At 61.1% G+C, this 26,392-nt stretch carries 24 protein-coding genes and 1 pseudogene; 17 read left to right on the forward strand and 8 right to left on the reverse strand.

Going from position 1 to position 26,392, the window contains the following annotated elements; genetic code table 11:
• Positions 1-2 precede the first annotated feature (2 nt).
• Positions 3-731 (reverse strand): RNA methyltransferase, encoded by a 729-nt coding sequence (locus tag AC53L6_RS09850; protein WP_299198728.1) that lies wholly within the window; start codon positions 729-731, stop codon positions 3-5.
• Between the two features lie 137 nt (positions 732-868).
• Between AC53L6_RS09850 and AC53L6_RS09855 the strand changes: the two genes are divergently transcribed.
• Positions 869-1,483, forward strand: coding sequence for a thiamine phosphate synthase (locus AC53L6_RS09855; RefSeq protein WP_496907728.1), 615 nt, complete (start codon positions 869-871; stop codon positions 1,481-1,483).
• Here AC53L6_RS09855 and AC53L6_RS09860 read toward each other — a convergent pair.
• Positions 1,480-2,673 carry a HupE/UreJ family protein gene (locus tag AC53L6_RS09860; RefSeq protein ID WP_496907729.1) on the reverse strand — a complete coding sequence of 398 codons (1,194 nt, stop codon included), beginning with the start codon at positions 2,671-2,673 and terminating at the stop codon, positions 1,480-1,482. The genes AC53L6_RS09855 and AC53L6_RS09860 overlap by 4 nt on opposite strands.
• Here AC53L6_RS09860 and AC53L6_RS09865 point away from each other — a divergent pair.
• From AC53L6_RS09865 to AC53L6_RS09880, 4 genes are all read left to right on the forward strand, one after another.
• Positions 2,672-3,475 carry a DUF4198 domain-containing protein gene (locus tag AC53L6_RS09865; protein WP_496907730.1) on the forward strand — a complete coding sequence of 268 codons (804 nt, stop codon included), beginning with the start codon at positions 2,672-2,674 and terminating at the stop codon, positions 3,473-3,475. The two genes, AC53L6_RS09860 and AC53L6_RS09865, sit on opposite strands and share 2 nt — an antisense overlap.
• A 45-nt stretch (positions 3,476-3,520) precedes the next feature.
• A complete protein-coding gene (locus AC53L6_RS09870) occupies positions 3,521-4,414 on the forward strand; it encodes a PfkB family carbohydrate kinase (RefSeq protein WP_299596845.1) in 894 nt (297 codons plus the stop codon).
• A complete protein-coding gene (locus AC53L6_RS09875; protein WP_299596848.1) occupies positions 4,411-5,331 on the forward strand; it encodes a pseudouridine-5'-phosphate glycosidase in 921 nt (306 codons plus the stop codon). The genes AC53L6_RS09870 and AC53L6_RS09875 overlap by 4 nt, the downstream gene beginning before the upstream one ends.
• A 72-nt stretch (positions 5,332-5,403) precedes the next feature.
• Complete coding sequence (locus AC53L6_RS09880) at positions 5,404-6,150, forward strand: DUF502 domain-containing protein (RefSeq protein ID WP_299198809.1); 747 nt, start codon at positions 5,404-5,406, stop codon at positions 6,148-6,150.
• A 16-nt stretch (positions 6,151-6,166) separates the two neighbouring features.
• Here the strand turns inward: AC53L6_RS09880 and AC53L6_RS09885 are convergent, their stop codons facing one another.
• Positions 6,167-7,198, reverse strand: a complete 1,032-nt coding sequence (locus AC53L6_RS09885) for a patatin-like phospholipase family protein (protein ID WP_496907731.1) — start codon at positions 7,196-7,198, stop codon at positions 6,167-6,169.
• 72 nt (positions 7,199-7,270) lie between these two features.
• On the reverse strand, positions 7,271-8,056 hold the full coding sequence (locus AC53L6_RS09890; RefSeq protein ID WP_496907732.1) for a 3-hydroxybutyrate dehydrogenase: 786 nt from the start codon (positions 8,054-8,056) through the stop codon (positions 7,271-7,273).
• A 359-nt stretch (positions 8,057-8,415) separates the two neighbouring features.
• On the opposite strand from AC53L6_RS09890, the gene AC53L6_RS09895 reads away from it, so the two are divergent.
• From AC53L6_RS09895 to AC53L6_RS09905, 3 genes are all read left to right on the forward strand, one after another.
• On the forward strand, positions 8,416-10,173 hold the full coding sequence (locus AC53L6_RS09895; RefSeq protein WP_496907733.1) for an extracellular solute-binding protein: 1,758 nt from the start codon (positions 8,416-8,418) through the stop codon (positions 10,171-10,173).
• A 15-nt stretch (positions 10,174-10,188) separates the two neighbouring features.
• Positions 10,189-10,845, forward strand: coding sequence for an aquaporin (locus AC53L6_RS09900; RefSeq protein WP_496907734.1), 657 nt, complete (start codon positions 10,189-10,191; stop codon positions 10,843-10,845).
• A 118-nt stretch (positions 10,846-10,963) separates the two neighbouring features.
• Positions 10,964-11,182 (forward strand): hypothetical protein, encoded by a 219-nt coding sequence (locus AC53L6_RS09905; RefSeq protein ID WP_299741671.1) that lies wholly within the window; start codon positions 10,964-10,966, stop codon positions 11,180-11,182.
• A gap of 6 nt (positions 11,183-11,188) precedes the next feature.
• Here AC53L6_RS09905 and AC53L6_RS09910 read toward each other — a convergent pair whose 3' ends face one another.
• The gene (locus AC53L6_RS09910; RefSeq protein ID WP_299198883.1) at positions 11,189-11,812 is read right to left on the reverse strand and encodes a helix-turn-helix domain-containing protein; all 624 of its coding nucleotides are present in this window, start codon (positions 11,810-11,812) and stop codon (positions 11,189-11,191) included.
• Between the two features lie 44 nt (positions 11,813-11,856).
• Between AC53L6_RS09910 and AC53L6_RS09915 the strand changes: the two genes are divergently transcribed.
• The 3 genes from AC53L6_RS09915 to AC53L6_RS09925 all read left to right on the forward strand — a co-directional run bounded on the left by AC53L6_RS09915 (position 11,857) and on the right by AC53L6_RS09925 (position 15,363).
• Entirely contained in the window at positions 11,857-13,380 is a 1,524-nt protein-coding gene (locus tag AC53L6_RS09915) for a class I adenylate-forming enzyme family protein (protein WP_496907735.1), read from the forward strand.
• The gene (locus AC53L6_RS09920; RefSeq protein WP_299198896.1) at positions 13,380-14,024 is read left to right on the forward strand and encodes a DsbA family oxidoreductase; all 645 of its coding nucleotides are present in this window, start codon (positions 13,380-13,382) and stop codon (positions 14,022-14,024) included. The genes AC53L6_RS09915 and AC53L6_RS09920 overlap by 1 nt, the downstream gene beginning before the upstream one ends.
• Positions 14,025-14,151: 127 nt before the next feature.
• A complete protein-coding gene (locus tag AC53L6_RS09925) occupies positions 14,152-15,363 on the forward strand; it encodes a multidrug effflux MFS transporter (RefSeq protein WP_299699641.1) in 1,212 nt (403 codons plus the stop codon).
• Here AC53L6_RS09925 and mfd read toward each other — a convergent pair.
• Entirely contained in the window at positions 15,360-18,809 is a 3,450-nt protein-coding gene (gene mfd, locus AC53L6_RS09930; protein WP_496907736.1) for a transcription-repair coupling factor, read from the reverse strand. The genes AC53L6_RS09925 and mfd overlap by 4 nt on opposite strands.
• Positions 18,810-18,875: 66 nt before the next feature.
• The gene (locus AC53L6_RS09935) at positions 18,876-19,403 is read right to left on the reverse strand and encodes a component of SufBCD complex (RefSeq protein ID WP_299198908.1); all 528 of its coding nucleotides are present in this window, start codon (positions 19,401-19,403) and stop codon (positions 18,876-18,878) included.
• Between the two features lie 147 nt (positions 19,404-19,550).
• On the opposite strand from AC53L6_RS09935, the gene AC53L6_RS09940 reads away from it, so the two are divergent.
• The 4 genes from AC53L6_RS09940 (at position 19,551) to AC53L6_RS09955 (ending at position 22,215) form a co-directional block, all read left to right on the forward strand.
• The gene (locus AC53L6_RS09940) at positions 19,551-19,784 is read left to right on the forward strand and encodes a hypothetical protein (protein WP_496907737.1); all 234 of its coding nucleotides are present in this window, start codon (positions 19,551-19,553) and stop codon (positions 19,782-19,784) included.
• Between the two features lie 50 nt (positions 19,785-19,834).
• Positions 19,835-20,836, forward strand: coding sequence for a porphobilinogen synthase (gene hemB, locus AC53L6_RS09945; protein ID WP_496907738.1), 1,002 nt, complete (start codon positions 19,835-19,837; stop codon positions 20,834-20,836).
• Between the two features lie 3 nt (positions 20,837-20,839).
• Complete coding sequence (locus AC53L6_RS09950; protein ID WP_496907739.1) at positions 20,840-21,466, forward strand: LysE family translocator; 627 nt, start codon at positions 20,840-20,842, stop codon at positions 21,464-21,466.
• A 182-nt stretch (positions 21,467-21,648) separates the two neighbouring features.
• A complete protein-coding gene (locus tag AC53L6_RS09955) occupies positions 21,649-22,215 on the forward strand; it encodes a lipid-binding SYLF domain-containing protein (RefSeq protein ID WP_299198927.1) in 567 nt (188 codons plus the stop codon).
• Between the two features lie 127 nt (positions 22,216-22,342).
• Here AC53L6_RS09955 and AC53L6_RS09960 read toward each other — a convergent pair.
• A pseudogene (locus AC53L6_RS09960) lies at positions 22,343-23,233 on the reverse strand (NAD(P)-dependent oxidoreductase); the annotation flags it as partial.
• 92 nt (positions 23,234-23,325) lie between these two features.
• Between AC53L6_RS09960 and AC53L6_RS09965 the strand changes: the two are divergent.
• Positions 23,326-25,791 (forward strand): penicillin acylase family protein, encoded by a 2,466-nt coding sequence (locus AC53L6_RS09965; RefSeq protein ID WP_496907740.1) that lies wholly within the window; start codon positions 23,326-23,328, stop codon positions 25,789-25,791.
• Positions 25,788-26,333 (forward strand): rRNA large subunit pseudouridine synthase E, encoded by a 546-nt coding sequence (locus AC53L6_RS09970; RefSeq protein ID WP_496907741.1) that lies wholly within the window; start codon positions 25,788-25,790, stop codon positions 26,331-26,333. The genes AC53L6_RS09965 and AC53L6_RS09970 overlap by 4 nt, the downstream gene beginning before the upstream one ends.
• Positions 26,334-26,392 lie beyond the last annotated feature (59 nt).

Here is a 26,392-nt window from a genome sequence, read left to right on the forward strand (position 1 = left end):
CGTCACTGACGCGACGCCCAGCGGACCATCTGACGCAGCATGCCATGCAGGGTCTGTACGTCGGCACGTGTCAGGGGCATCCGGCTCCACAGATTGCGCAGGTTCATCTTCATGCTTGGCGCCTTGTGCTCGGGGAAAAAGAAACCAGCGTCCTCCAGCCGCTCCTCGAAATGACGCGCCAAGTGGTCAATCTCATGGCCGTCGGCCCAGTCCGTGCCTGCCATCTCGACCACGCGATGTTCTACCTCTGCACTCGCACGCATCCACTCATAGCCCACCAGCAACACGCATTGGGCCAGGTTCAGCGACGGAAACTCGGGGTTTACAGGTACCGAGATCAGGGCATTGGCCTGCGCGATATCCTCGTTCTCAAGGCCCGCGCGTTCCGGGCCGAACATCACGGCCACATGCTGGCCCTCGGCAATCCGGCGCGCCGCATCCCGCATGGCGGCCTCGGGGCTCAGGACATCCTTGGTCATGTCCCGCATCCGCGCAGTCGTGGCATAGACAAAGCTGCAATCCGACAGGCTGCCCGCCACGTCCGGATGCACCGTGGCCGCATCCAGCACACGGCCTGCCCCGCTGGCCATGGCCACGGCGGCCGGGTTCGGCCATCCATCGCGCGGATCAATGATGCGCATCCGGTCCACGCCAAAGTTCAACATCGCCCGGGCCGCAGCCCCGATGTTCTCGCCCATCTGGGGACGCGTCAGTACAAATGTCGGTGTCATGGCGCGCCATCTACCCCGCGACGACACACCCGACAATCCCTTTCACTTTGCAAAATAAACTTCCGCCGGAGGCATAAATCTTTTCATCCCATGTGTTTTCCGGCTAGAGCGACAACCAGAACAAAAGGACCACGCCAATGAGTGCCCCCGAGCAGCCGCAGATCTACCTTCTGACCCCGCCCGTGTTCGAGCTGTCGGTGTTCCCCGATCAACTGGCCTCGGTGCTTGATGCGCATGACGTGGCGTGCATTCGGCTGGCCCTCGCCACCCGCGACGAAGACCGCATTTCCCGCGCCGCCGACGCCTGCCGCGAAGTGGCCCACACCCATGACGTCGCCATCGTGGTCAGCGATCACACGCAACTGGCCGAACGTCTGGGTCTGGATGGCGTACACTTGTCCGACGCCTCCAAATCCGTGCGCGACGCGCGCAAGGCGCTCGGCCCGGATGCCATTGTCGGCAGCTACTGCGGCACCTCCCGCCACGATGGCATGACCGCGGGCGAGGCCGGTGCGGATTACGTCGCCTTCGGCCCGCTCACCGGTGTCGGAGATGAAGAAACGGCCGAGGATGATCTGTTCGCCTGGTGGTCCGAGATGATCGAGGTGCCAATCGTGGCCGAGGGGGGATTGACCCTCGACATCGTCAAGCGGCTCGCCCCCATCACCGATTTCTTCGGCGTGGGCGAAGAGATTTGGGGCGACGAGGATCCCGCCGCCGCCCTTGCCCGCCTGATGGACCCTCTGGGTTAAAGAAGCGTCCGCTCGATCACCCAATAGATCGCCACAACCGCGATGATCAACGATCCGGTCATCGACCACGCTCGGAACATTACGTTGTAATCGGTGATCGTCTCTTCCTGCCCCTCAAGGTCAGACACGCGCGCAGCACGGACACCAAGCCACAAGGCGAACGCCGCCAAGGCAATGACGGTCAACTGACCAAGCTCAACCCCGACGTTGAACCCGATCAGGGCCGGGATGAATTGCCCCTCTGGCAGGCCGAACTCCCCCAGCACGGACGCAAAGCCAAGGCCGTGCAACAGACCAAAGCCAAACACGATCATGGGCCGCCACCGGTTGAGACCACGGGCAAAGATGTTCTCGACCGCGACATAGACGATCGAGGCCGCAATCAAGGGCTCAACGATACTGCCGGGCATGTTCACCAGTCCCAGCGCCCCAAGCGCCAGCGTGACCGTGTGCGCCAACGTAAACGCCGTGACCTGCCACAGAAGTGGACCCAAACGGGTCGACAGGAAGAAAAGACCAAGAACGAACAGGATGTGATCCAACCCCTTAGGCAGGATATGGTCAAAACCAACCGGGACGTAGGCACCAAAAGTCTGCCAGCCAGACGCCTCATCCCCACCGGCAACCGCAATCGGGCCACTGTTCTCGCCACCACCAATCAGCCCGGTATAGGGCGCCTCTACCCCTTGCTGGCGCAGGATCAGATCCCCCGCACCGTCAGGCCAGGCCACCTGCAAAACGTTTGTCCCCGCGGGGACGGATCCGCTCAGCGCCACGTCGGAAATGCGCGCAAGCTCTTCATTTGGCACCTCGGGCACGGTCACATTTTCAAGGCTGAGTGCAACGGGCTCACCATTGGCGATCAGCAACGGCAAACTGTTCCATGTCGTCACAAGCGTAGAAACACGCGCCTCGACCTCTGCGCCACTCAATGCGCGCAAGGCGTCATAATCGCCCGCATTCTCGGCATTGTCCGTATCTGCCACAACATCCAGATCGATGCCCGACAACTGCGCCTCGACATTCACGCGCACCTCAAGCCGCACCACACCATCCACAACGGTTAGGTCCGCAATCGTCGGCACAACTTCGTGAGCCACAGCCACATTGGACCAAATCGCCCAGCAAAGAGTTGACAACACCGCCCAAAGCCGCAGCTTCAAAGGCACTCGAACAAAGGCAGCCTGCATGTATATCGTCCGTCTTCTATTTGCTCTTTGGTGCGCCATCCTGACGACAAGCGCAACCGCTCATGAATTCTGGATTGAACCAGAGACGTATCAAGTGGAGCCATCGGCTAAAATCGTGGCACGACTGAAGAATGGTGAGAACTTCGAAGGCGTGAACCTGGCCTATTTCGACCGTCGCATCGAACGGTTCGACGTGGTGGTCGGTGACACCATACGCCCGGTCGAAGCGCGAATGGGTGACAATCCGGCCCTTGATGTGCCCGCACCTGTCGACGGTCTGGTCGTGGTTGTGCATGAAACGACATCGTCTTCATTAACGTATAAAGACTGGGCAAAGTTTCAGAAATTCGCCGATCACAAGGATTTCGCGAACATCGAAGCCCGGCACGCCAGCAATGGCTTCCCTGAGCCACCTTTCAAAGAACGCTACACCCGCCACGCTAAGTCCCTGATCGCTGTTGGAGATGGTCAAGGCGCGGATCGGGCACTGGGTCTGAAAACCGAATTCATAGCGTTGACCAACCCCTACGCGCCAGCGTTCGATGGCACTATGCGGGTGCAAGTCAATCTCGACGGTGCTGTGCGGCCAGACGTACAGGTCGAGGTGTTTGATCATGCTCCTGATGGAAATGTTTCCGTCACCCTGCATCGCACGGACGACGCGGGCATCGCATCCGTTCCGGTGGAACCTGGTCACGCCTATCTGTTCGATGCCGTATCGATTGCGCCGATAACAGATGGCGGCGACGCCGTATGGGACACGTTCTGGGCCGCTTTGACATTCGCCGTCCCGACCCGGTGACCACATCCCCTTGCCTCTTCCCGCAGTGGACGGCACAAGGCGGGCATGACGCGCTCACATGACATTCTCTGCATCGGTTCCGTCCTCTGGGACGTGATCGGCCGCGCGCCGCTGGCGATGCGCCAAGGATCAGACGTGCCGGGCAGGATCACCCGCCTGCCCGGCGGTGTTGCCATGAACATCGCCATGACTTTGGCCCGTTTCGGCCTGACACCCGCCTTGCTGACGGCCATTGGCCGCGATGCTGAAGGGGACGAGTTGATTGCCGCCTGCACCGCGCGCGGCATGATCACGGACACCGTCTATCGCTCCGAGGACCTGCCAACCGACCAGTACATGGCCGTCGAAGGTGCCAATGGCCTGATCGCAGCCATCGCAGACGCGCATTCGCTGGAAAGCGCCGGAGCCAAGATCTTGCGCCCGCTGACCGATGGCACCATCGCAACAGATCGCGCGCCCTACACCGGCCTTGCAGCCCTTGATGGCAACCTGACACTGGACCTGCTGAACGAGATTGCGACCAGCCCGGTTCTTGCAAATGCAGACCTGCGCGTCGCCCCGGCCTCTCCCGGCAAGGCCGAACGGCTGGGTCCGTTTTTGACGCACAGCCGCGGGACGCTCTACGTGAACCTCGAAGAAGCGGGCCTGCTCTGCCAACGCGGTTTCGAAACATCAATGGACGCGGCCGAGGGTTTGCTGGACCGCGGTGCGGCCCGTGTCCTTGTGACGGACGGTGGCAACACGGCCACCGAAGGATCGGCTGACGGGCTGGTCAGCGAAACACCCCCGCAGGTTTTGGTCACCCGGATCACCGGCGCCGGTGATACATTCATGGCAGCCCACATTGCGGCGGAAGTCCGGGGCGCAGGACGCCCCGAAGCGCTGCACGCCGCGTTGGAAGCCGCCGCGATCTATGTTTCAGGAAAGACACCCACATGACCCTGTTCACCCCCTCTCCCGAAGTTGCAGACGCATTGGCCACAGGCGCGCCGGTTGTTGCGCTGGAAAGCACGATCATCACGCACGGCATGCCCTATCCGCAGAACCTTGAGGTCGCGCGCCAGGTCGAAGCCGACATCCGCGCGGCCGGAGCGGTGCCCGCGACCATGGCCGTCATCAACGGCACATTGCATGTTGGCCTCACAGAGGCGCAGCTTGAAACACTGGCGCAGTCCAGGAACGTGGCCAAGCTGAGCCGTGCGGACATGGCAGCCTGCATCGCCAATGGCGGCACCGGCGCGACAACAGTGGCTGCAACGATGATCGCGGCCCGGATCGCGGGTATCTCAGTCTTCGCCACCGGCGGGATCGGCGGCGTGCACAAGGGGGCGGAAAACAGCTTTGATATCTCTGCCGACCTTCTGGAACTGGCGCAGACCCCTGTGACGGTCGTTGCAGCTGGCGCCAAGGCCATCCTCGACATTCCCAAAACGCTGGAGGTCTTGGAAACCCAAGGCGTGCCCGTCATTGCCTATGGGCAGGACGACATGCCCGCCTTCTGGTCGCGCAGTGCAGGCGTTGCCGCACCCCTGCGCATGGACAGCGCCGCATCGATCGCCGCGGCCCACACGCAACGCGCCGTCATGGGCATTCCGGGCGGCCAACTGATTGCAAACCCGATCCCCGAAACGGACGAGATTGACCGGGCAACACTTGCCCCCATCATCGCACAGGCCGCACGAGACGCGGATGCACACGGCATCACCGGCAAAGGGGTGACGCCGTATCTGTTGCAACGCATCTTTGAGTTGACGGACGGGCGTTCGTTGACGGCAAACATCGCTTTGGTGCGCAACAATGCGCGGCTGGCAGCCGCCATTGCAACGGAATTGGGCGCAATGGGGCCAAATGCCTGAATAAAGGGCGGAAACCATTGTAGTGCCGGACACGTTGACTTACTTCTTCCGTGAACTTGCGCCGGGATCCTGATGACCACTCCTTTTGACCCCAAAGAGCCCAGGCAGCCTGGCCTGTTTTCCGGCTTGCGCGCCTCCTTTCTGACCGGTCTTGTGGTTATTGCGCCTGTTGGCTTGACCATCTGGCTGATCTGGACTGTCATCGGCTGGGTCGACGGGTTCGTCTGGCCGCTGGTGCCCACGGTTTGGCAGCCGGATTCGATCGTCAACTATTGGCTGAACAATCCACGTTTCATCGAGCGCAACGGCGCTGTTGTTCCGAACCCGGATTGGATTCATGTGAACGTCCGCGGCGTGGGCGTGATCGTCTTCCTTCTGTTCACGATCTTCGTCGGCTGGATCGCCAAGGGCTACATCGGCAATTCGCTGATCCGGTACGCGGAAAGCCTTGTGGGACGTACCCCGGTCGTGCGGTCGATCTATTCCGGGATCAAGCAGATCTCCGAGACCATATTTGCCCAATCCGAGCGGTCATTCGAAAACGCATGCCTGATCGAGTATCCGCGCAAGGGCATCTGGGCCATCGGCTTTATCTCGACCACCGCCAAGGGCGAGGTCAGCGAAAGGGCCGGCAACACCGGCGCGCTGCTCAGCATCTTTGTGCCCACCACACCAAACCCGACATCGGGCTTTCTGCTGTTTCTGCCAGCCGAAGACGTGATCGAATTGGACATGTCCGTTGAGGACGCCGCAAAGTTGGTGATTTCCGCCGGACTGGTCTATCCCAACGGCAAGGATCCCACCAAACCGCCGAAGTGACAGGGACCACAGAAGTTCAACTGAACATCTCGGGCATATTTACGCTGTCACCATTGCCGATCTGATCGAAATGTACGGCCAGAAATTCCTCTGCTGCGCGCGCGCCCGCATCCCGCAACCGCCCCATGACAAAGCCATTCGGGACAATCTTGGTCGCAACACTCAGGTCGTTCATCAACGCATCGTCAGCAATCATGTGCATGTTGACCCGGCGCATATTGCCGCGCTCAATCGTCCCCTCGTCAATCAACCGCTTCACAAATGAAATGGCGCGCATCTCGCGCAGCAGAGACGAATTGAAGCTGATCTCGTTGATCCGGTTCTGGATCTGCTGCGGCGACCGTGGCAATTGCTCACGCTCCAGCGGATTGATGTTGATGACAACGATGTCGTCTGGCAGTGACGCGTCAAATAGCGGGAACAGCGCGGGGTTACCGGTGTAGCCGCCGTCCCAGAACTCCTCATCCTGACCGGTTTCACTGTCATAGACGGTGACTGCCTGAAACAGCGTCGGCAGGCAGGCCGAGGCCATGATGGCATCCGGCGTGACCTCGGCCTGCTTGAAAACCCGCAGCTTGCCGTTGCGCACGCGCGTCGCGTTGATGAACAATTGCGGGCCGTCGTCGCAACAGACTTTCTCCATGTTGAACTTTGACACGATGTCGGTCAGCGGATTGCGATAGAACGGACCATACAGATATGGCGACAGCATCCGCCCGACCGCATCGCCCACAGCATAAGGTATAGAATTTTCAAGCGCCTGGGACACCTGTGCTGGGCCAAACGGCGCCATCCATTGCGCCATGCGCATGTCCTGCACGCCAGCCACCTGCCCCCAAAGCCAATCAAGGTTCTCGCGCGCGTCGTCTTCGCCGCCGATCGCCAGTCCGGCCTTGACGGCCGCACCGTTCAGGGCCCCGGCAGATGTGCCCGAAATCCCGGCCACTTCGATCCGATCATCGGCCAGCAGAACGTCCAGCGCCCCCCATGTGAACGCACCATGCGCGCCGCCGCCTTGCAGTGCCACGTTGATTTTCTTGCGCGTCATGGATCAACCCTTTGATCTGGTGGAGAGTGCGGGAGCCTCCGGCGGAAGTTTATTTGGCAAGATGAAGATGGATCAGAGCGCTGTCCAACCGCCGTCAACGCTGATGGTCGTGCCGGTGATCTGGTCCGCCGCAGGCGAACAGAGGAAGACGGCAGTGCCGCCCATCTGTTCCGTGGTCGCAAACTCCTTGGACGGTTGGCGCTTGAGCATGACGTTCTTGATCACCTCTTCACGCTCCATGTCGTATTCCTTCATCGTGTCCGGGATCTGGCTTTCGACCAACGGCGTCAGCACGTAGCCCGGGCAGATGGCATTGGCCGTGATTGGTTCCTCGGCTGTTTCCAGCGCTGTTGTCTTGGTCAGGCCGACAACACCATGTTTGGCGGCGATGTAAGCCGACTTGTACGGCGACGCGGTCAACCCGTGGGCCGAACTGACATTGATGACCCGGCCCCATCCGGCAGCGCGCATCATTGGCAGGGCCGCAGCGGTGGTGTGAAAGGTCGAACTGAGGTTGATGGCGATGATGGCATCCCATTTTTCGATGGGAAAATCGGGAATGCCTGCCACGTGCTGAATACCTGCATTGTTTATCAGGATATCGCAGGCCCCCGCCTTTTCGATCAAGGCGCGGCATTGATCCCCCTTGGACATGTCGGCCTGAATGTAGCGGGCGTTTGTCTCGGTCTCGTCCGCGATCTTCGTGGCCAGCGCGTGATCCTCGGCGCGGTCCGTAAACGAGTTCAGAACGACGTCCGCCCCAGCGCGCGCCAGTTCCCAGGCCATACCCAGGCCAATCCCTGAATTCGAACCGGTGATGACGGCCGTCTTGCCAGTTAGGGAAATCTCAAAAGCCATGAGCGGGGTCCTTTCGTCAAAACTGCACACATCCTGTCATGCTGCACTTGCGAAAGAAATGGCTGCACCGCCTGTCCGGCTGGGTTTCGCACAAAAAAAAACGCCAGCACGAAGCTGGCGTTAAGTTATTGAGGCAGGTTTCATACAGGCAAGAAACCTATCGAGCAGTGCCCTTGTTATACGCAAACCCGCCCGAAGAGTCCAAGCTAAAAGTTTGATAATGCGTAAATGTCCGAGCGCCGCTATTGTTAACAAAACAAGGGCGATCAAGGATTGTTTACAAAATGAGCAGGCATTTTTTCCAAAATGGACGCACAAGATTCTATGCCACGGGTGCGATTCTTGCGGGCATAGTATCGATGGCCTCGATGGCACAAGCAGAGCCAAGTCATGGCATAGCTATGTATGGTGACCCCGCCCTTCCACCGGATTTTGTGGCCCTTCCGCACGCAAATCCCGATGCAATCAAGGGTGGTGACATCACGCTTGCCAATACGGGCAGCTTTGATTCGCTCAATCCCTACATCCAGAAGGGTAACGTGCCCTGGCAGCTCCGCTTTTTAACCCATGAAAGCCTGATGGGCCGCAGCCGGAACGAACCCTTTGCTCTATACGGATTGCTCGCCGAATCGATTGAGACGGACGAGGAGCGGTCCTGGGTTGAATTCACCCTGCGCGAAGAGGCGCAATTTTCCGACGGCAGCCCTGTGACGGTCGAGGACGTGCTGTGGTCTTATGAAAAGCTCGGCACCGAGGGGCATGGCAGGTACCGCAGCCTTTGGACACAGATCGAAAGCCTTGAACAAACCGGTCCGCGCAGCATCCGCTTCACCTTCAACACGGAAAACCGGGAACTGGCCTTGCTCGCCGGGATGCGTCCGATCCTTCAAAAGGCGCAGTGGGAGGGCAAGGATTTTGCCAATTCCACGATCAACGATGTGCCCATCGGCTCCGGCCCCTATGTGGTCAGCGATTACGAGGGCGCGCGCTATGTCACTCTGACCCGCAACCCCGACTACTGGGGTAATGACCTGAACTTCCGTCGTGGCACGTTCAACTTCGATGAGATCAAAATTGATTTCTACGGCGATGGTGACGTGGTGCTGGAGGCTTTCAAGGCAGGTGAAATCTCGGCCTGGCGCGAGTTCAACGCCGAAACCTGGAACAGCGAGTATGACTTCCCGCGCGTCCAATCCGGTGATGTCATCAAGACCGAGATCACCCACCAGAAGCCGTCAGGCATCACCGGCTTTGTCATGAACACCCGCCGCGCACCCTTTGATGACTGGCGGGTGCGCGAGGCCCTGATCACCGCCTTCAACTTCGAATATATCAACGACACGCTGACCGGCGGCGCACAGCCCCGCATCACCTCCTACTTCTCGAACTCGCTACTGGCGATGGAGCCGGGCGCCGCCAAGGGCCGGGTGGCCGAACTGCTTGCCCCATTCAACGGCAAACTGCTGCCCGGCGTCATGGAAGGCTACGCGCTGCCCGAAAGCGACGGCACCTTGCGCAACCGCAGGGCCTTGCGACGCGCCATCGGCCTGCTGGAAGAGGCCGGCTGGACAACACAGGAAGGCAAGTTGCGCAACGCTGACGGTCAGGCGATGCGTTTTACTATCCTGCTGGACCAGCAACGGACCGAGGACCGGGCGATTGCCAACCTCTACATCCAAGCACTGGAGCAGCTTGGCATTGACGTCACCGTTGACCTTGTGGACGGCGCTCAGTTCACGGCACGCGAAGACAGTTTCGACTTCAACATGACCTATATCCGTCGTGCGCTATCCCTGAGCCCCGGCAATGAACAATGGTTCTATTGGGGAACCGATGCCGCGGTCGAGGACGGCTCCGGCAACCTGATGGGTGTGCAGGACCCGGCCATCGACGCCATGATCACCGCCATGCTGACCGCCACAACGCGTGAGGACAGCATTGCAGCCACACGCGCGCTCGACCGGTTGCTGATCGCCGGGCGTTACGTCGTGCCGTTCTGGCAATTCACGACCGGCCGCATCGCTCATGTCTCAGAAATGAAACACCCCGATGTGATCCCGCTTTATGGCGACGGCCCGGACTGGATGCCTCAATTCTGGTGGTGGGACGCAAACTGATCTTCGGCCACTGACATGACACAGAAACTCTGGGCCGAAGGGCTGGGCACCGCGCTGCTTCTCATCGGCGTGGTCGGGTCGGGCATCATGGGCGAGGCGCTTGCAGGCGGAAACGTCGCCATCGCCCTGCTGGCCAATGCTATCGCGACCGGCTGCATGCTCTACGTGATTATCACCGTGTTGGGTCCGATCTCCGGCGCGCATTTCAATCCAGCGGTCACTCTGGCCTTTTGGTTGCGGGGCGACATCGCCACGCGCCCTGCCCTTGGTTATGGGGCTGTGCAGGTTGCGGGAGGCATTCTGGGCGTCTGGGCCACGCACCTCATGTTCGATTTGCCCGTCTTGCAGAGTTCCACAACCTTGCATCGGACCGGTCTCGCGCAATGGTGGTCCGAGGGCGTAGCCACCTTTGGATTGCTCTTTGTGATCTTCGGTGGCCTGCGTTCGCGCCCCGAGGCTGTACCGACTTTGGTCGCACTCTACATCACCGGCGCTTACTGGTTCACGGCCTCAACCAGCTTTGCCAATCCGGCAGTTACCATTGCACGCGGATTTTCCGACACGTTTGCAGGCATTTACCCGGGGCATGTTGCGGCCTTCGTCGGCGTGCAACTTCTGACCGCTCTGATCGCGCATCCGATCCTGCGCAGACTGCTTCTGATCAAAGGTTGAACTGTCACGAATTTGCAATATTGTCTGGCGCAGGGTGGATGTCTGGCCTGCAGTGGGACCTGCTGGCCGCCACGTGCAAGCACCGCACGTGGTAAACCAAAGGTAATCGGGGGTATACATGAACTGGAATGATCTGACCCGCAATTGGGCGGACAGCTACCACGCGCTGTGCCAGGAATTTCCCAAACTCGAAGCCAGCGCGATGCCCTTTCTCAAGGCAGATCAAGACCGTTTCGAGAGTTACCTCGCCGCAACCCACGACATGTCATTGAAAGAAGCGCAGGACGCGTTTGACGCCTTCCTGTCGCGGCGCGCCAAGGCTCTGCACACCGCGTGATCGCGCTCAGGCGAGTGACGTCACCCACAAGATCAAAGCATCTTCGTCGCTGACGGACACCACATTGTGGCCCATCGTGGCATCGTAATACGCGCTATCGCCCCGCCGCATATCGACGGGTTCATAAAACTCGGTATACAGGCGGATGACTCCGGTCAGCACATACAGGAATTCTTCGCCATCGTGCCGCACCCAACCATCGAATTCATCCATCGACCGCGCCCGTACACGCGCGCGATACGGCAACATCTGCTTCTTTGTCAGCGTTTCGGCCAAAAGCTCGTGTTCGTAGGTCACAGTGGCCTGAGCATTACCCTGCCCCGATTGCGTCACCACCATACGGCCGTTAATCTGGCCCTTTTCAGGCGGCGTGAACAGCTGCGGCACACTGATCTCAAGACCAATGGCCAGCTTCTTGAGCGCCTCGTAAGTGGGCGACATCTGACCGTTTTCGATCTTGGAAAGGGTCGACCGGGCCAATCCGGCCTGGTTCGCCGCCTGTTCCAGCGTCCAGTCGCGCGCCTTGCGCAACTCGCGCACACGTGCGCCCAGATCCAGCGGCTCGGCTGTTTCATCGTGGCCCGTAGAGCGGGCGATCTGGATCAGTGTCTTGGGATCTTTTCCTTGCATGACGACTTCTATAGGACGCAGGCCCAAGGCTTGCAACGCCACCCATGCTGAGCGTCATCGACGGCGGCCCGATGCCGCCCTGCCCGTCCCCGTTCAACATGGCCGCTCACGTCTTGGGCCGCGCCGACACCCAACCACAAAAAGTCGCGTTGTCCGTCGTGAACGGCGACCAAGCGACATCCATGACATACGAAACCCTGAAGCGCGCTGTGCTAGGCACGGGCGGCGGGTTTCTGGCGGCAGGATGTGTGCCCGGTGATATCGTGCTGCTGCGCCTTGGGAACACAATCGACTTTCCCATCGCATATCTGGGGGCACTGGCCGTGGGTCTTGTCCCCGTCCCGACATCTGCCGCGCTGACCAGACCAGAGGTTGCGCGGATCGTGTCCGAGCTGCGCCCCCGCCTGATCCTGCGGGACCCCGGCGTGACAACCGCCCCCGGTGCGCCAGAGATTGGCCTGGCCACGTTGCAGGCCTTGCGCAACCATGCGCCAGCCGATTGGCACATGGGTGATCCTGAACGGTTGGGCTACATCATCTATACCTCCGGCACATCAGGCCAGCCACGCGCAGTGGCCCATGCGCATCGTGCCATCTGGGCACGGCAGATGATGCATGATGGGTGGTATGGGCTGCGCGCCGACGACACTCTGATGCACGCTGGCGCCTTCAATTGGACCTATACGCTGGGAACCGGGCTGATGGACCCGTGGACCGCTGGGGCAACGGCACTCATTCCTGCCGCGGGCACACCGTCCGAGGTGCTTGGCCCGCTTCTCGCCACGCACAAGGCCACGATCTTTGCTGCCGCACCAGGCGTCTATCGCCAGATGCTCGACCGCGCAGAACTGCCAGCCTTACCAAACCTGCGCCATGGCCTGAGCGCCGGGGAAAAGCTGCCGCAAACCACGCTGGACAGATGGCGGGACACAACCGGCACCAACCTGTTCGAAGCCTACGGCATGTCCGAATGCTCGACCTTCATCTCGGCCAGCCCAGCACATCCTGCCAAGACAGGAACGCTCGGCCAACCGCAGGCCGGACGGCATGTTGCAATCCTCGGCGACGACGGTCCGGTTCCGCGTGGCACACCCGGCACCATCGCCGTGCATCGATCCGATCCCGGCCTGATGCTGGAATACCTGCACGCCCCTGACGACACCGCCGCGCGCTTTGACGGAAACTGGTTTCTCACTGGCGATGTGGGCGCCATGGATGAGGACGGGCAGATCACCTATCTGGGCCGTAACGATGACATCATGAACGCAGGCGGGTATCGCGTATCCCCGCTTGAGGTCGAGGCGGCGTTGGCGGACGCGCCCGGTCTGACCGGCGTTGGTGCCACCCAGATCGAGGTGAAGCCCGGCGTCTTCATCATCGTCGCGTTCTACACCGCAGCCGCACCACTGGACGAGGACAGCTTGCGCGCCTATGTCGACACCAAGCTGGCGCGATACAAACACCCCCGCGCCTATGTTCACCTGCCAATGCTGCCCACCGGCGCAAATGGCAAGCTGGTTCGGCGGCGGCTGCCCTTGTTCTGGCCCAAAACGACGAAAGCCACCTGATGCCCGATTCGATCAAGCTCGATATCATGTCCGACCCGATCTGCCCGTGGTGCTATATCGGCAAGGCCCACCTGGATCGCGCGCTTGAGGCGCATCCGGACCACCCATTCGTGATCGAATGGCATCCCTTTCAACTGAACCCTGACATGCCCGCCGAGGGCATGGATCGGCGCGCATATCTGGAAGGTAAGTTCGGTGGCAAGGAAGGCGCGGTGCGGGCCTATGCACCGGTTGTGGAACATGCGGAAAAGGCAGGCCTCAAGATCGATTTCGAGGGCATGAAACGCACACCCAACACGCTTGACGCCCACCGCCTGATCCACTGGGCCGGGATCGAAGGCAAGCAGACAGCAGCGGTATCGTCCCTGTTCAAAGCCTATTTCGTCGAAACACGGGACATCGGGGATCATGATGTTCTGGCCGATATCGCCGACAGTATCGACATGGACGCAAGCGTTGTGCGGCGTCTTCTGGCCTCTGATGCAGACCGCGAGGATATCTCCACACGGGACGCGCACAGCCGCCAGATGGGCATCCAGTCGGTACCGACTTTTATCGTGGCCAATCAACATGCGGTACCGGGTGCACAACCGCCTGAACTTTGGGCAAAAGTGATCTCGGAATTGCGCGAAGGCGCAGCCTGATCTGCCCAATCGATCACAATTTTACCATTTGATAGATTTTCAACCGTAAGTCGTTGCCATTCTCGGTTTAGATGGTCAATGTGGCGCGCAATCGCGTCACCAGAAGCCGAGAAGGGCCGTATCAACCTTGACGAAACCCGAGGGACAACGACTGGGCAAAATCGAATTCATCACCTTGATGGCGATGATGTTCGCGACCATCGCGTTTTCCATCGACGCAATGCTGCCCGCCCTGCCCTCTATCGCTGCCGAAATCGCCCCCGGTGGAGTTGCGCAAGCCGCTCTGGTGATGACTTTTTTCGTGATTGGCATGGGACTTGGCACCTTTGTCACTGGTCCTTTGTCGGATGCCATCGGGCGCAAACCCATCGTGTATCTGGGGCTTGCCGTCTATGCTCTTGGCGCGGTCCTCAGTTGGATCGCCCCCACGCTTGAACTGATGCTTGCAGCACGAATTCTGCAGGGTTTGGGTGCGGCGGGTCCGCGTGTTGTGTCCGCAGCCATCATCCGCGACCTCTATTCGGGGCGCGCAATGGCCAGCATCCTGTCACTGACCATGATGGTGTTCCTTCTGGTGCCTGCAATTGCTCCACTTTTGGGCAAGATCATCATGGACGCCGCCGGATGGCGGGCGATCTTCCCGGCATTTCTGATCTTTGCGGTTCTGCTGCTTGTCTGGTTCGGCACGCGCGTGAACGAAACACTGCCGCGGGCCAACCGCCGCCCTCTGCGCTGGCCGCTAATGAAGGATGCGGTGCGGCAGATGTTTGCACACCGCACCGTACGTCTGTCGATCTACGTACAGACACTGATGTTGATGATCCTCTTTTCAATCCTCACCATGGTACAGCCAATCTTTGAGACGTCCTTTGATCGGGCGGACAGCTTCCCGCTCTGGTTCGGAGCGATTGCACTTGCCTCGGGTGTTTCAAGCCTGCTCAACGCGGCCATCGTGGGCCGGTTCGGTATGCGAAAACTGGTGACATGGGCACTGACGGCCCAGGTCATTGTGTCGACCGTCTTTGTCCTGTGGATGATGGCGGACATGCCCGGCCTGTTCTGGTTCTACATTTTCTGGCAATGGGGCGTGATGTTCCAGGGTGGGCTGACCGTTGCGAACTTGAACGCCATCGCCATGGAACCGATGGGCCATATCGCGGGCATGGCGGCGTCGGTGATTGGTGCCATATCGACCGTAGTCGGTGCCGCTCTTGCGTCGCCGGTTGGGTTGATGTTCGATGGTACGCCCATGCCCTTGGTGGCGACCGTCCTTATCGCCTGCCTCGTCGCCTCAATCCTGATGCAAATGATGCGCCGGGCCGAGCAGGCGATCGCCTAGGCTTTCGCCTTCTTTTGCTGCATGACCTTCTCAGCCAGATCGCGGGCAATGGCAAACGCACCCTTGATCTTGTCGCTGTCCTTGTTCCAGTCCCGGCGCACGACAATCTTGTTGTCCTTGACCTTCGCCAGCCCACGCTGATCCTGAATGAAGTCCACAAGCCCCTGGGGTGAGGCGAACTTGTCATTGTGGAACTGGATTGTGGCCCCCTTTGGCCCGCCATCCAGCTTGGCAATCCCGGCCCGCTTGCACATCGCCTTGATGCGCACGACCAACATCAAAGTATTCACTTCCTTGGGCAACTTGCCAAAACGGTCGATCAGCTCGGCAGCAAAGCCTTCAAGCTCCACCTTCGTGGTCAATTCAGACAGACGGCGATAGAGGCCGAGGCGCACGTCAAGATCAGGCACATATTGCTCGGGGATCAGCACGGGCACACCCAGATTGATCTGCGGCGCCCATTGGCCGTCATCATCGACCATGCCCTCCATCTCGCCCGCCTTGATCTTGCCAATCGCCTCTTCCAGCATGGATTGGTAGAGTTCAAAGCCCACGTCGCGCATCTGGCCCGACTGCTCCTCGCCCAGCAGGTTCCCCGCCCCGCGAATATCCAGATCCTGAGACGCCAGCGTAAACCCGGCCCCCAGCGTGTCGAGCGATCCCAGCACCCGCAGCCGTTTCTCGGCCGTCGCCGTCAGCTTGGCACGCGGCTTCGTCGTGAGATATGCGTACGCGCGCGTCTTCGACCGCCCCACCCGGCCCCGGATCTGGTACAGCTGCGCCAGACCAAACATGTCCGCGCGATGCACCACCATCGTGTTGGCCGTCGGAATATCGAGGCCCGACTCCACGATCGTCGTCGCCAGCAGGACATCGAACTTGCCGTCATAGAAGGCGTTCATGCGGTCATCCAGCTCGCCCGCAGCCATCTGCCCATGGGCCACGACGTAGGTCAGCTCAGGCAACTGCTCCTTCAGGAATTCCTCGATCTCGGGCAGATCACTGATGCGCGGCACGACATAGAAACTCTGCCCACCACGATAATGCTCGCGCAGCAGCGCCTCGCGGATCGTCACTGCGTCGAACTCGGACACGTAAGTGCGGATCGCCAGCCGATCGACGGGCGGTGTACCGATGATCGACAGATCACGCACGCCGGTCAGCGACAGTTGCAAGGTGCGTGGAATGGGCGTCGCCGTAAGGGTCAACACGTGCACATCCGACCGCATCTGCTTCAACCGCTCTTTATGGCCGACACCAAATTTCTGTTCTTCATCAATGACAAGCAAGCCGAGGTTGTTGAACCGCACACCCTTGGCCAGCAGCGCATGGGTGCCAATGACAATATCTGCCGTGCCCTTGCCCATGCCGTCGCGCGTCGCCGACGCCTCCTTGGCGCTGACAAAACGGGACAGCTGCCGGACTTCGATCGGAAACCCCCGGAACCGTTCGGCAAAGCTCTTGTAGTGCTGACGCGCCAACAGCGTTGTGGGCGCAATCACCGCGACCTGCACACCGGACATGGCCGCGACAAAGGCCGCGCGCATCGCCACCTCCGTCTTGCCAAAGCCCACATCGCCACAGATCAGCCTATCCATCGGCTGGCCTGCGGTCAGGTCGTCCATTACCGCAGCGATGGCGGTCAGCTGATCATCTGTTTCCTGATACGGGAAGCGCGCAGCAAAGGCGTCCCACATCCCCGGCGGTGGCTCCAGAATGGGCGCTTTGCGCAGCGCGCGTTCCGCGGCAATACGGATCAACCGATCCGCCATTTCGCGAATGCGCTCTTTCAGCTTGGCCTTCTTGGCCTGCCACACGCCGCCGCCCAAGCGGTCCAGCAACCCCTCTTCATGGCCGTATTTCGACAACAGCTCGATATTCTCGACCGGCAGATACAGTTTGGACCGCTCGGCATATTCCAGCAGCAGGCATTCATGGGCAGCGCCCGCGGCGGTCACCACTTCCATGCCCATATAGCGACCGATCCCATGATCCACATGGACCACCAGGTCACCGGGCGACAGCGACTGCGTCTCGGTCAGGAAATTCTCGGCCCGGCGTTTTTTCTTGGGCTGACGGATCAGACGATCCCCCAGAACATCCTGCTCGGAAATGACGGTCAGTCCGGGCGCTTCGAACCCATGCTCCAGCGCCCAGACCACCAAGTGTAGCTCACGCTTGCCAATGCGCATCGCGTTCGGGATTGGAACAACTTCGGCCAGCCCTTCGTCCTCGATCAGGCCCGTCAGACGTTCACGCGCACCTTCCGAGTAACTGGCAATGACAACGGGACCATCCGCCATTTTTGCTTTAATATGATCCGCCAAGGCACCGAAAAGACTGATGGATTCCAATTGGCGCTCGGGCGAGAAATTGCGTCCGATCCGCCCTCCCGCATCCGTGACACCGGGACCCGCCGCTTGCGGAAGCTGGGCAAAGGACAACACGCGAAAGCCTGCAACCGCCGCCTCCCATGCAGCATCATCCAGGTAGAGGCCCGCCGGGGCAGCAGGCTTGTAAACGGAATCCATCTTGGACCGTTTTTCCATCGCCAGCCGCCGCGTCTCGTACTGGTCCTCGATACTCTCCCACCGCGCCAGCCGCGCTGGCGTCACTTGATCATCCAGCGTGATCGCGGCCCCGGGAACATAATCAAAGAGCGTGTCCAGTCCCTCATGGAATAAGGACAACCAATGTTCTGCCCCCTGATGCTTCCGGCCCGCGCTCACCGCTTCATACAGCGGATCGTCGGTGCCAGCCGCGCCAAACTCCAAACGGTAATTCTGCCGAAACCGCGTAACGGCCGCCTCATCCAGAATGACCTCGGACACAGGCGCCAGTTCCACCACGTCCAGCTTTTCCGTGGTCCGCTGAGTGGCTGGATCAAAGCGGCGCGCGCCATCCAGCACGTCACCAAACAGGTCCAGGCGCACAGGCCCCAGATCACCGGGCGGATAGATGTCGATGATGCCACCACGAACGGCATAATCCCCCGGCTCCATCACCGTCGGGCTTTGCACAAACCCCATACGGACAAGGAAATTGCGCAGCGCGCTTTCGTCCACCCGATTGCCGACCGTGGCAGAAAACGCCGCCTCGCGTAGCAAATCCCGCGCAGGCACACGCTGGGTCGCGGCGTTCAGCGTGGTCAGCAGGACAAACTGCGCAGGCATACCATGCACAAGGGCCGCAAGCGTCGCCATCCGCCGGGCCGAGATGTCTGCATTCGGCGACACGCGATCATAAGGCAGACAATCCCACCCGGGAAAGATCAGCACGGGCATGTCGGGCGCAAAGAACCGCAACGCGGCCTGCATTGCTGCCAGCCGCTTGTCATCACGAGCCACGTGCATGACCGGCGCGCCCTTGGACACTTCCTGAAGGATCAGCCTGGCGTCAAACCCCTCGGGTGCGCCAGACACGGTGATATGGGTCTGCTCGGGCATAGGCGGCAATTCACTCGGCAGGGAACGGGATCAAGGGGCCTTCAATTGGGTCTTTCAACCAAACTGTCAACCGCCGAAAGGGCCAATCGACAGGTTCTGATACATGCCCCACAGGGCCGTGATGAAAATCGACACCATGCCGATGGCCTGGACGATGGTCCGATGACGGGTCAGGCGCCGCCAGAGCGCTTCGCCGGTCGCCCGTTCATCCTGAATCAACCGTGCTGTCGACAGGTTCAGGGCACCCACAATGCTCATGGGAAAGCCCAGCAGAAACAGGGCCTGTGCAAACTCGACCCGATACACGAATCCCAGCAGCGCAAGACCGGTGAGCAGGAAACAGGCCAGCCCAAGCAACCACAGCCCAGATACGCCACCGATGAACAGCAGACGATTTGTGTTGATACGGACCAAGTCCTCAAGATCCTCGGCCGCCTGTCCACCATGGCGACGCGCCCGCGCCACCATGTCATATGGCACGCCCAGCACCCAATGGCTTGCTGTTGACCACACGACCGCCAGCGCAATCCAGAACCACAGGTTCGAGAACGAGCGCATGTCGATCAATTCAAAGATTGTGTCGTACCAGTCCACGCGCTGTCCCGTTGTCCCGTGTGCCGGGTCCTCTTGCCTGTGTTGACGCCCCTCTTAGCGCGGGGGCGGCGCAGTGCCTAGACACCTGCAAGCGAAAAAAATATGCGTCACATCGGGATCACAGAAATTACAGTACGCGAGACACACATGAAAGAGATTTCACCCGATTTTCAGGAGAAGATGGCCCATCTGCGGTCCGGCATCCGTGGGATGTATCGCGTTTCTGAAAACATTGACTTGGTCCACAGTGGCAACGCAGACCGGCCCATTTCCGTCAGGTTTGTGCGCAGTCATGGACGCCGTTATCACCCAATGACACGCGATGAGGCACTATCGCTGGCGGCGGCACTTCTGGAGCTAACGGAACGCGACCTTGCCTGACATCTCGGTTCGTGCCACCCATGCACTGTCACCGAAACCGGACATTTTCCATGCGCCCCACCCAAGCCCCCTATCCCGCCACCCGCCTGCGCCGCACCCGTCAAAGCCCTGCAATCCGCGGGCTCGTGCGGCAGAATACGTTGACGGTCGAGGACTTCATCTGGCCCGTCTTCGTCCGCAGCGGCGAAGGCATCGAAGAGCCCATTCCCTCCATGCCGGGTGTCGTGCGCCGGTCGGTCGACAAGGTGGTCGAAGCTGCGCGGGAAGCTGCCGACCTGGGCATCCCCGCCATCTGCATCTTCCCCTATACTGGGCTCGCAGAACGGACCGAGGATTGCGCAGGCGCGTGGGACCCACAGAACCACGCCAACCGGGCGATCCGGGCGATCAAGCAAGAGGTGCCGGACATCGCAATCATGACGGACGTGGCGCTTGATACCTACAACATCAACGGCCATGACGGCTTTGTCGAAAACGACGAGATCGTGAACGACCGCTCGGTCGAGGCACTGGTGAAAATGGCGCTCAGCCAGGCCGAGGCCGGCGCCGACATCATCGGCCCCTCCGACATGATGGACGGACGTATCGGCGCGATCCGGGAGGCGCTTGAAGGCGCAGGCCATCAGAACGTGATGATCCTCAGCTACGCCGCCAAATACGCCTCCGCCTTCTACGGCCCGTTCCGCGACGCGGTCGGGGCATCGGGCGCGCTGACGGGCGACAAGAAAACCTACCAGATGGACCCCGGCAACTCGGACGAAGCACTGCGTCTGATCGAACGGGACCTGGCCGAAGGGGCCGACATGGTCATGGTCAAACCCGGCCTGCCCTATCTCGACATCTGCCGCCGGGTCAAAGACAGCTTTGGCGCGCCCACCTTCGCCTACCAGGTGTCGGGCGAATACGCGATGATCGAAGCGGCCAGCGCCAATGGTTGGGTCGATCATGACCGGGTCATGATGGAAAGCCTCATGGCGTTCAAACGGGCGGGCTGCGATGGTATCCTGACCTATTTCGCGCCAGCGGCCGCGCGGCTTTTGGCAAAAGGCTGACATGTGTTTGACCAACTCAACCCCTCGATCATCGTCGGCGCTGCGCTGCTCGGTGGCCTGACCCCCGGCCCCGCGACCCTAGCTATCGCAGGCACATCCATGGCCCGGGGGCGCGCCGTCGGGCTCGCGCTTGCATGGGGCGTGTCCAGCGGATCAGTGATCTGGGCCGTCGCAGCAGCGCTTGGCTTTGGCGCGCTGCTGCTGGCAAACCAGTGGCTCTTGGAAACGGTCCGCTATGCTGGCGCCGCCTATCTCGCCTGGCTCGGCCTCAAATCCGCCCGCGCGGCCCTGCATGACCGCCCCTTGGCACCACGGGACATAGGCACTGCTTCCTACCTGCGCTGCTGGGCCCAGGGCGCACTCATCCACCTGACAAATCCGAAGGCAATCATGTTCTGGGGATCGATCATGGCCATCGGCCTGAAACCCGGCGCCGATTCCAGCGGTGTGGCCGCCCTTGTCGGTCTTTGCATCGCAATCTCCCTCACGCTAATGACCAGCTACGCGCTTCTGTTCTCCAGCGCTGTTGCCACCCGCACCTACCTCAAGCTCAGGCGCCTGTTCGAAACCACCTTCGCCCTGTTCTTTGGCGCCGCAGCCTGGCACCTGCTCACACAGCGCAACACCTGAACACATCCTTCCTCGTTTAAAAAATCCCGGGGGAGGCCAAAGGCCGGGGGCAGAGCCCCAAAAAGCACGGCAGAAAGCCGCGCACGCATCACCACGTAGTGACACGCACATGCAATCGGCGTATATTTGCGCATAAGCGCGGCCAAACCGCGCAAAACCAAGAGCTATACAGGCGGTTCAAAATGAATACGAATGGGATCTCGCGGCGTGCCTTCGCCGCTGGGGCGCTGGCCAGCACGGGCGTGTTGGCAGCATGTGGAAACGGTGTCGGCAGCCGCGGCAGTGCGCTGATTGACAGCCGCGTGGATGTCACGCTGCAGGAAATGTATCGCAGCTACCCGAACACGGTGGACCTGGCGCAAAAAGCCAATGGCATGCTGGTGATGCCACTGGTGACCGAGGCTGGCCTCGGCTTTGGTGGCGCCTACGGACGGGGCGCACTGCGCGTCGATAACGTGACAGTCGATTACTACTCGATGGTCAAAGGGTCTGGCGGCCTGCAGATCGGGGCACAGCAATTCGCGCATGTACTCTTCTTCATGACGCCCGAGGCTCTCACAGACTTCCGCCGCAGCCCCGGTTGGGCCGCAGGTGCGGATCTTGAATACGTGGTGTCCGACCAGGGCGACAGCGTGGCCGCAGACACAACAACGGCTCTGTCCCCCGTTTTGGCGGCCGTCTTTGCCCGTGCAGGTCTGCGCATCGGTGCCACGCTCGAAGGCACCAAATACACACGGATCATTCCTTAAATCATGGGTCGGTGGGCGGGCGCATTTGCGCAGCAAACAGTGCCGCCCATCGACAAAACACAGGGCTTCGCCCGTTCTACCCTCAAACGCGCTCCCCTGAGCGTTTGCCGCTTACGCGGACCCGGTTTCACCCAATATTGCGCAGCCGCTTGAACAGGCTCGACGTGTCCCAACGCCCGCCCCCCATCTTTTGAACATCCTTGTAGAACTGGTCGACCAGCGCCGTTACCGGCAGGCTCGCGCCGTTCTCATCCGCCGTATCAAGGCAAATCCCAAGATCCTTGCGCATCCAGTCGGTCGCAAAGCCATGCTCGAAATGATCGTCCAGCATGGTCTCGTACCGGTTCGACATCTGCCAGGACCCGGCGGCACCCTGCGAAATCACCTCGACCACCGCACGGCCATCCAGCCCCGCCTTTTCGGCAAAATGCAGCGCCTCGGACAGTCCCTGCACGACACCGGCAATGGCAATCTGGTTGCACATCTTCGTCATCTGCCCCGCACCGCTGTCCCCAATACGGCGGCATAGCTTGGCATAGGCCTGCATGATCGGCTCGACCCGGTCATAGGCGCCCTGATCGCCCCCACACATGATGGATAGCTGGCCGTTCTCGGCCCCGGCCTGACCACCTGAAATTGGCGCATCGACAAAGCTGACCTGTCTGGCATCCGCAGCCGAATACAGCTCGGCCGTCACCTTGGCCGACACGGTTGTGTGATCGACAAATACCGTACCGCTGCCCATCCCGGCAAAGGCCCCATCGTCACCCAGGCAAACAGACCGCAGATCGTCGTCATTGCCCACGCAGGCCATCACGAAATCAGCGCCTTCGGCCGCAGCGCGCGGCGTGGTCGCCATGGCACCACCATAGGCATTCACCCAGTCCTGCGCCCGGGACGCGGTACGATTGTACACCGTCACCTCGTGACCCGCCTTTTGCAGATGTCCCGCCATCGGAGCACCCATGACACCCATGCCCAGAAATGCCAGCTTCGCCATCCGTGATCCCTCGCCATTTTGCGCAGCCCTTTGGCTTGCGCTTCTTCGCTTGCCTACCTAACAGTCGTGGCCCAAGCGTCAACGCATCGAAGGCAAGGATCACAGACGGCATGGCAGTGGTGTTTCAATGGTTGGTCCGCCTGACCGCAGGGGTAATCGTGCTCGCCGTTCTGGGTGTCGGCATGGTTTATTACCTCGCCGCGCGGTCTCTGCCGAACTATGATGCCCGCGTGCGCGTGCCCGTCATTTCGGCCCCGGTCGAGATCGTGCGCGACAACGCCAATGTGCCACATATCTTTGGTCAAACGGACACGGACGTATTCCACGGCCTCGGCTTTGCCCATGCGCAGGACCGCCTTTGGCAGATGATGATGCTGCGCCGCACGGCCCAAGGACGGCTCAGCGAACTGTTCGGCACCACAACTGTTGATGTAGACAGCTTTGTCCGCCGCCTCGATCTCTACCGCCTGTCCGTCCAGTCGGTCGAGGCACAGGATCCGGCAACACGCGCCGCGCTCGAAGCCTACGCATCGGGCGTGAATGCACGGCTGGACCAGATCAATGCCGAGGCGTTGGGGCGCGGCGCACCCGAGATGTTCCTCTTCAACACGCCCCTTGCCCCTTGGCGGCCCGCCGACAGCATCGCCGTGGCCAAGCTCATGGGCTTGCAGCTTTCCGGACACCTCAGCGAAGAAGTGCTGCGCGCCCGCATGTCACTGGCGCTCGACGACCCTGCCCGGCTGGCGGATATTCTGCCCGATGTCCCGGGCGAAGGCATCGCCAGCCTGCCCGAATACGCATCCCTCGTGCCCGGCGTAGAAAAGAACTACGCCGCCGCCGAGGCGGAACCGCACCCCCTGTCCCCCTTCAGACCACGCGGCTTTGCCGGGGCCTCCAACGCCTGGGCCGCCGCTACAGCGCGTTCCGCGTCAGGCGGCACATTGCTGGCCAACGACCCGCATCTTGGCTTTTCCGCCCCCGCGATCTGGTACCTTGCACGGATGGAACTGGAATCCGGTGGTGTGATCGGCGGTACAATCCCCGGCGTGCCCGCGGTGCTCACGGGACGGTCTGACCGCCTTGGCTGGGGCCTGACCACGGCTTATGTCGATGATCAGGATGTGTTCATCGAGGAACTGAACCCCGAAAACCCGTCGCAGTATCGCACACCCACAGGCTGGAAAGACTTCGAGTCCCGCGACTCCATCCTGCAGATCGCAGACGAGGATCCGGTCACGCTCACCCTGCGCTGGACCGACAATGGCCCGGTCCTGCCGGGCAGCTTCCGCAACCTGCGCACGGTTACACCGCCCGGACACGTGGCGGCGCTCAGCTGGACGGTGCTCAGCCCGCGTGACACATCCCTGACCGCCGCCATGGGCATCATGAAATCGCAAACCGTGGCCGAGGCGATCACCGCAGGTGAAAACTACATCGCGCCCGCCCAGAACATCACGCTGGTCGATCGCGGATCGATCGCGATGAAAACCATCGGCGCCGTGCCCAAGCGTGACGCAAACCACCAAAGCCAGGGGCGCCTGCCCAGCCTCGGTTGGCTGGCCGAGAACCGTTGGCAGGGGCGCATGGCCTACACCTCCAACCCCGGCTTCGTCTCACCCGTGGGCGGCATCCTCGGCAACACCAACAACAAGACGGTCGACCGCCCCTTCCCCAACCACATCAGCTTTGTCTGGGGCGACACCCAGCGCGTCCAACGCTGGCGCCGCCTGATGCAGGCACGCGAGGTCCACACGCGCGACAGCTTTATCGAAGCACAGCTCGACACCGTTAGCTTCACGGCACGCTCGCTGCTGCCCCTGATCGGTGCGGAATTGTGGTTCACGGGCGAAGCCGCCCCCGAAGGCACGCCCGAACGCCAGCGCCAACGCGCCCTCGCCCTGCTCGCCGAATGGAACGGTGAGATGAATGAACACTGGCCCGAACCGCTGATCTACGCCGCCTGGCTGCGCAAGCTACAGGATAGGCTGATCCGCGACGAACTGGGGCCAATGGCCGACACGCTCACCCATGTCGAACCGCTCTTCATCGAACGGGTGTTCCGCAACGTGGAGGGCGCAGGCGTCTGGTGCGACGTGCGCCAATCCGCGCCGGTGGAAACCTGCCCCGACATGGCCCGCCTCGCGCTCGACGACGCCCTGCTTGAAATCAACGAAACCTATGGCAGCCAGTTGGAAAGCCTGCGCTGGGGTGACGCCCACCAGGCCACCCACGACCACCAGGTGCTGGGTGACGTGCCGATCCTGCGCTACTTCGTCAACATCCGGCAATCGACATCGGGTGGGGACAACACGCTTCTGCGCGGTCTGACCAGGGGGACCGGCCCCGACCCGTTCCAAAACGTACATGGCGCGGGCTATCGCGGCGTCTACGACTTCGCCGACCCGAACTCTTCCGTCTTCGTCATCTCGACCGGGCAATCCGGCCACTTCCTGTCCCGGCACTACGACGATCTGGCCCAACTCTGGCGACGCGGTGAATACATCCCCATGTCACTGGACGAAGGGCTCGCACGGGCGGCAGCCGTCGGGGTCACCCGACTTGAACCGCTGCAATGACGACGATCCTGTTCAACAAACCCTTCGGCGTCCTGTCGCAGTTCACCGACAAGGGGACAGAAGGCTCCCCCCGCCCCACGCTCTCCAACTATATCGATGTGCCGGGCGTCTACGCGGCGGGGCGACTGGACCGGGACAGCGAAGGGCTGATGGTGCTGACCAGCGACGGCAGACTACAGGCCAAGATCGCACACCCGAAATACAAGGCCCCCAAGACCTACTGGGCACAGGTCGAAGGCACGATCACCGAAGATGCCCTCGCGCTGCTGCGCCAAGGGATCACGCTCAAGGACGGCCCCACAAAACCCGCCAAAGCCCGCGCCATTCCCGCTCCGACCATCTGGGATCGCGATCCACCCATCCGGGTGCGCAAGTCCGTGCCCGACAGCTGGCTTGAGCTGACACTCACCGAAGGGCGCAACCGCCAGGTGCGACGGATGACGGCACATGTCGGCCTTCCCACCCTTCGGCTGATCCGGGTGCAAATCGGCAACTGGCACCTTGATGACCTGCAACCGGGTCAGTGGCGCGCCCTGCGCTAACACGCTTGCCCGCACGGGACATTCGCGCATAGGCTCAGGGCATTGCTTCACGCATTGCA

The sequence above is a fragment of the Tateyamaria sp. LSS28 genome (assembly GCF_059611725.1).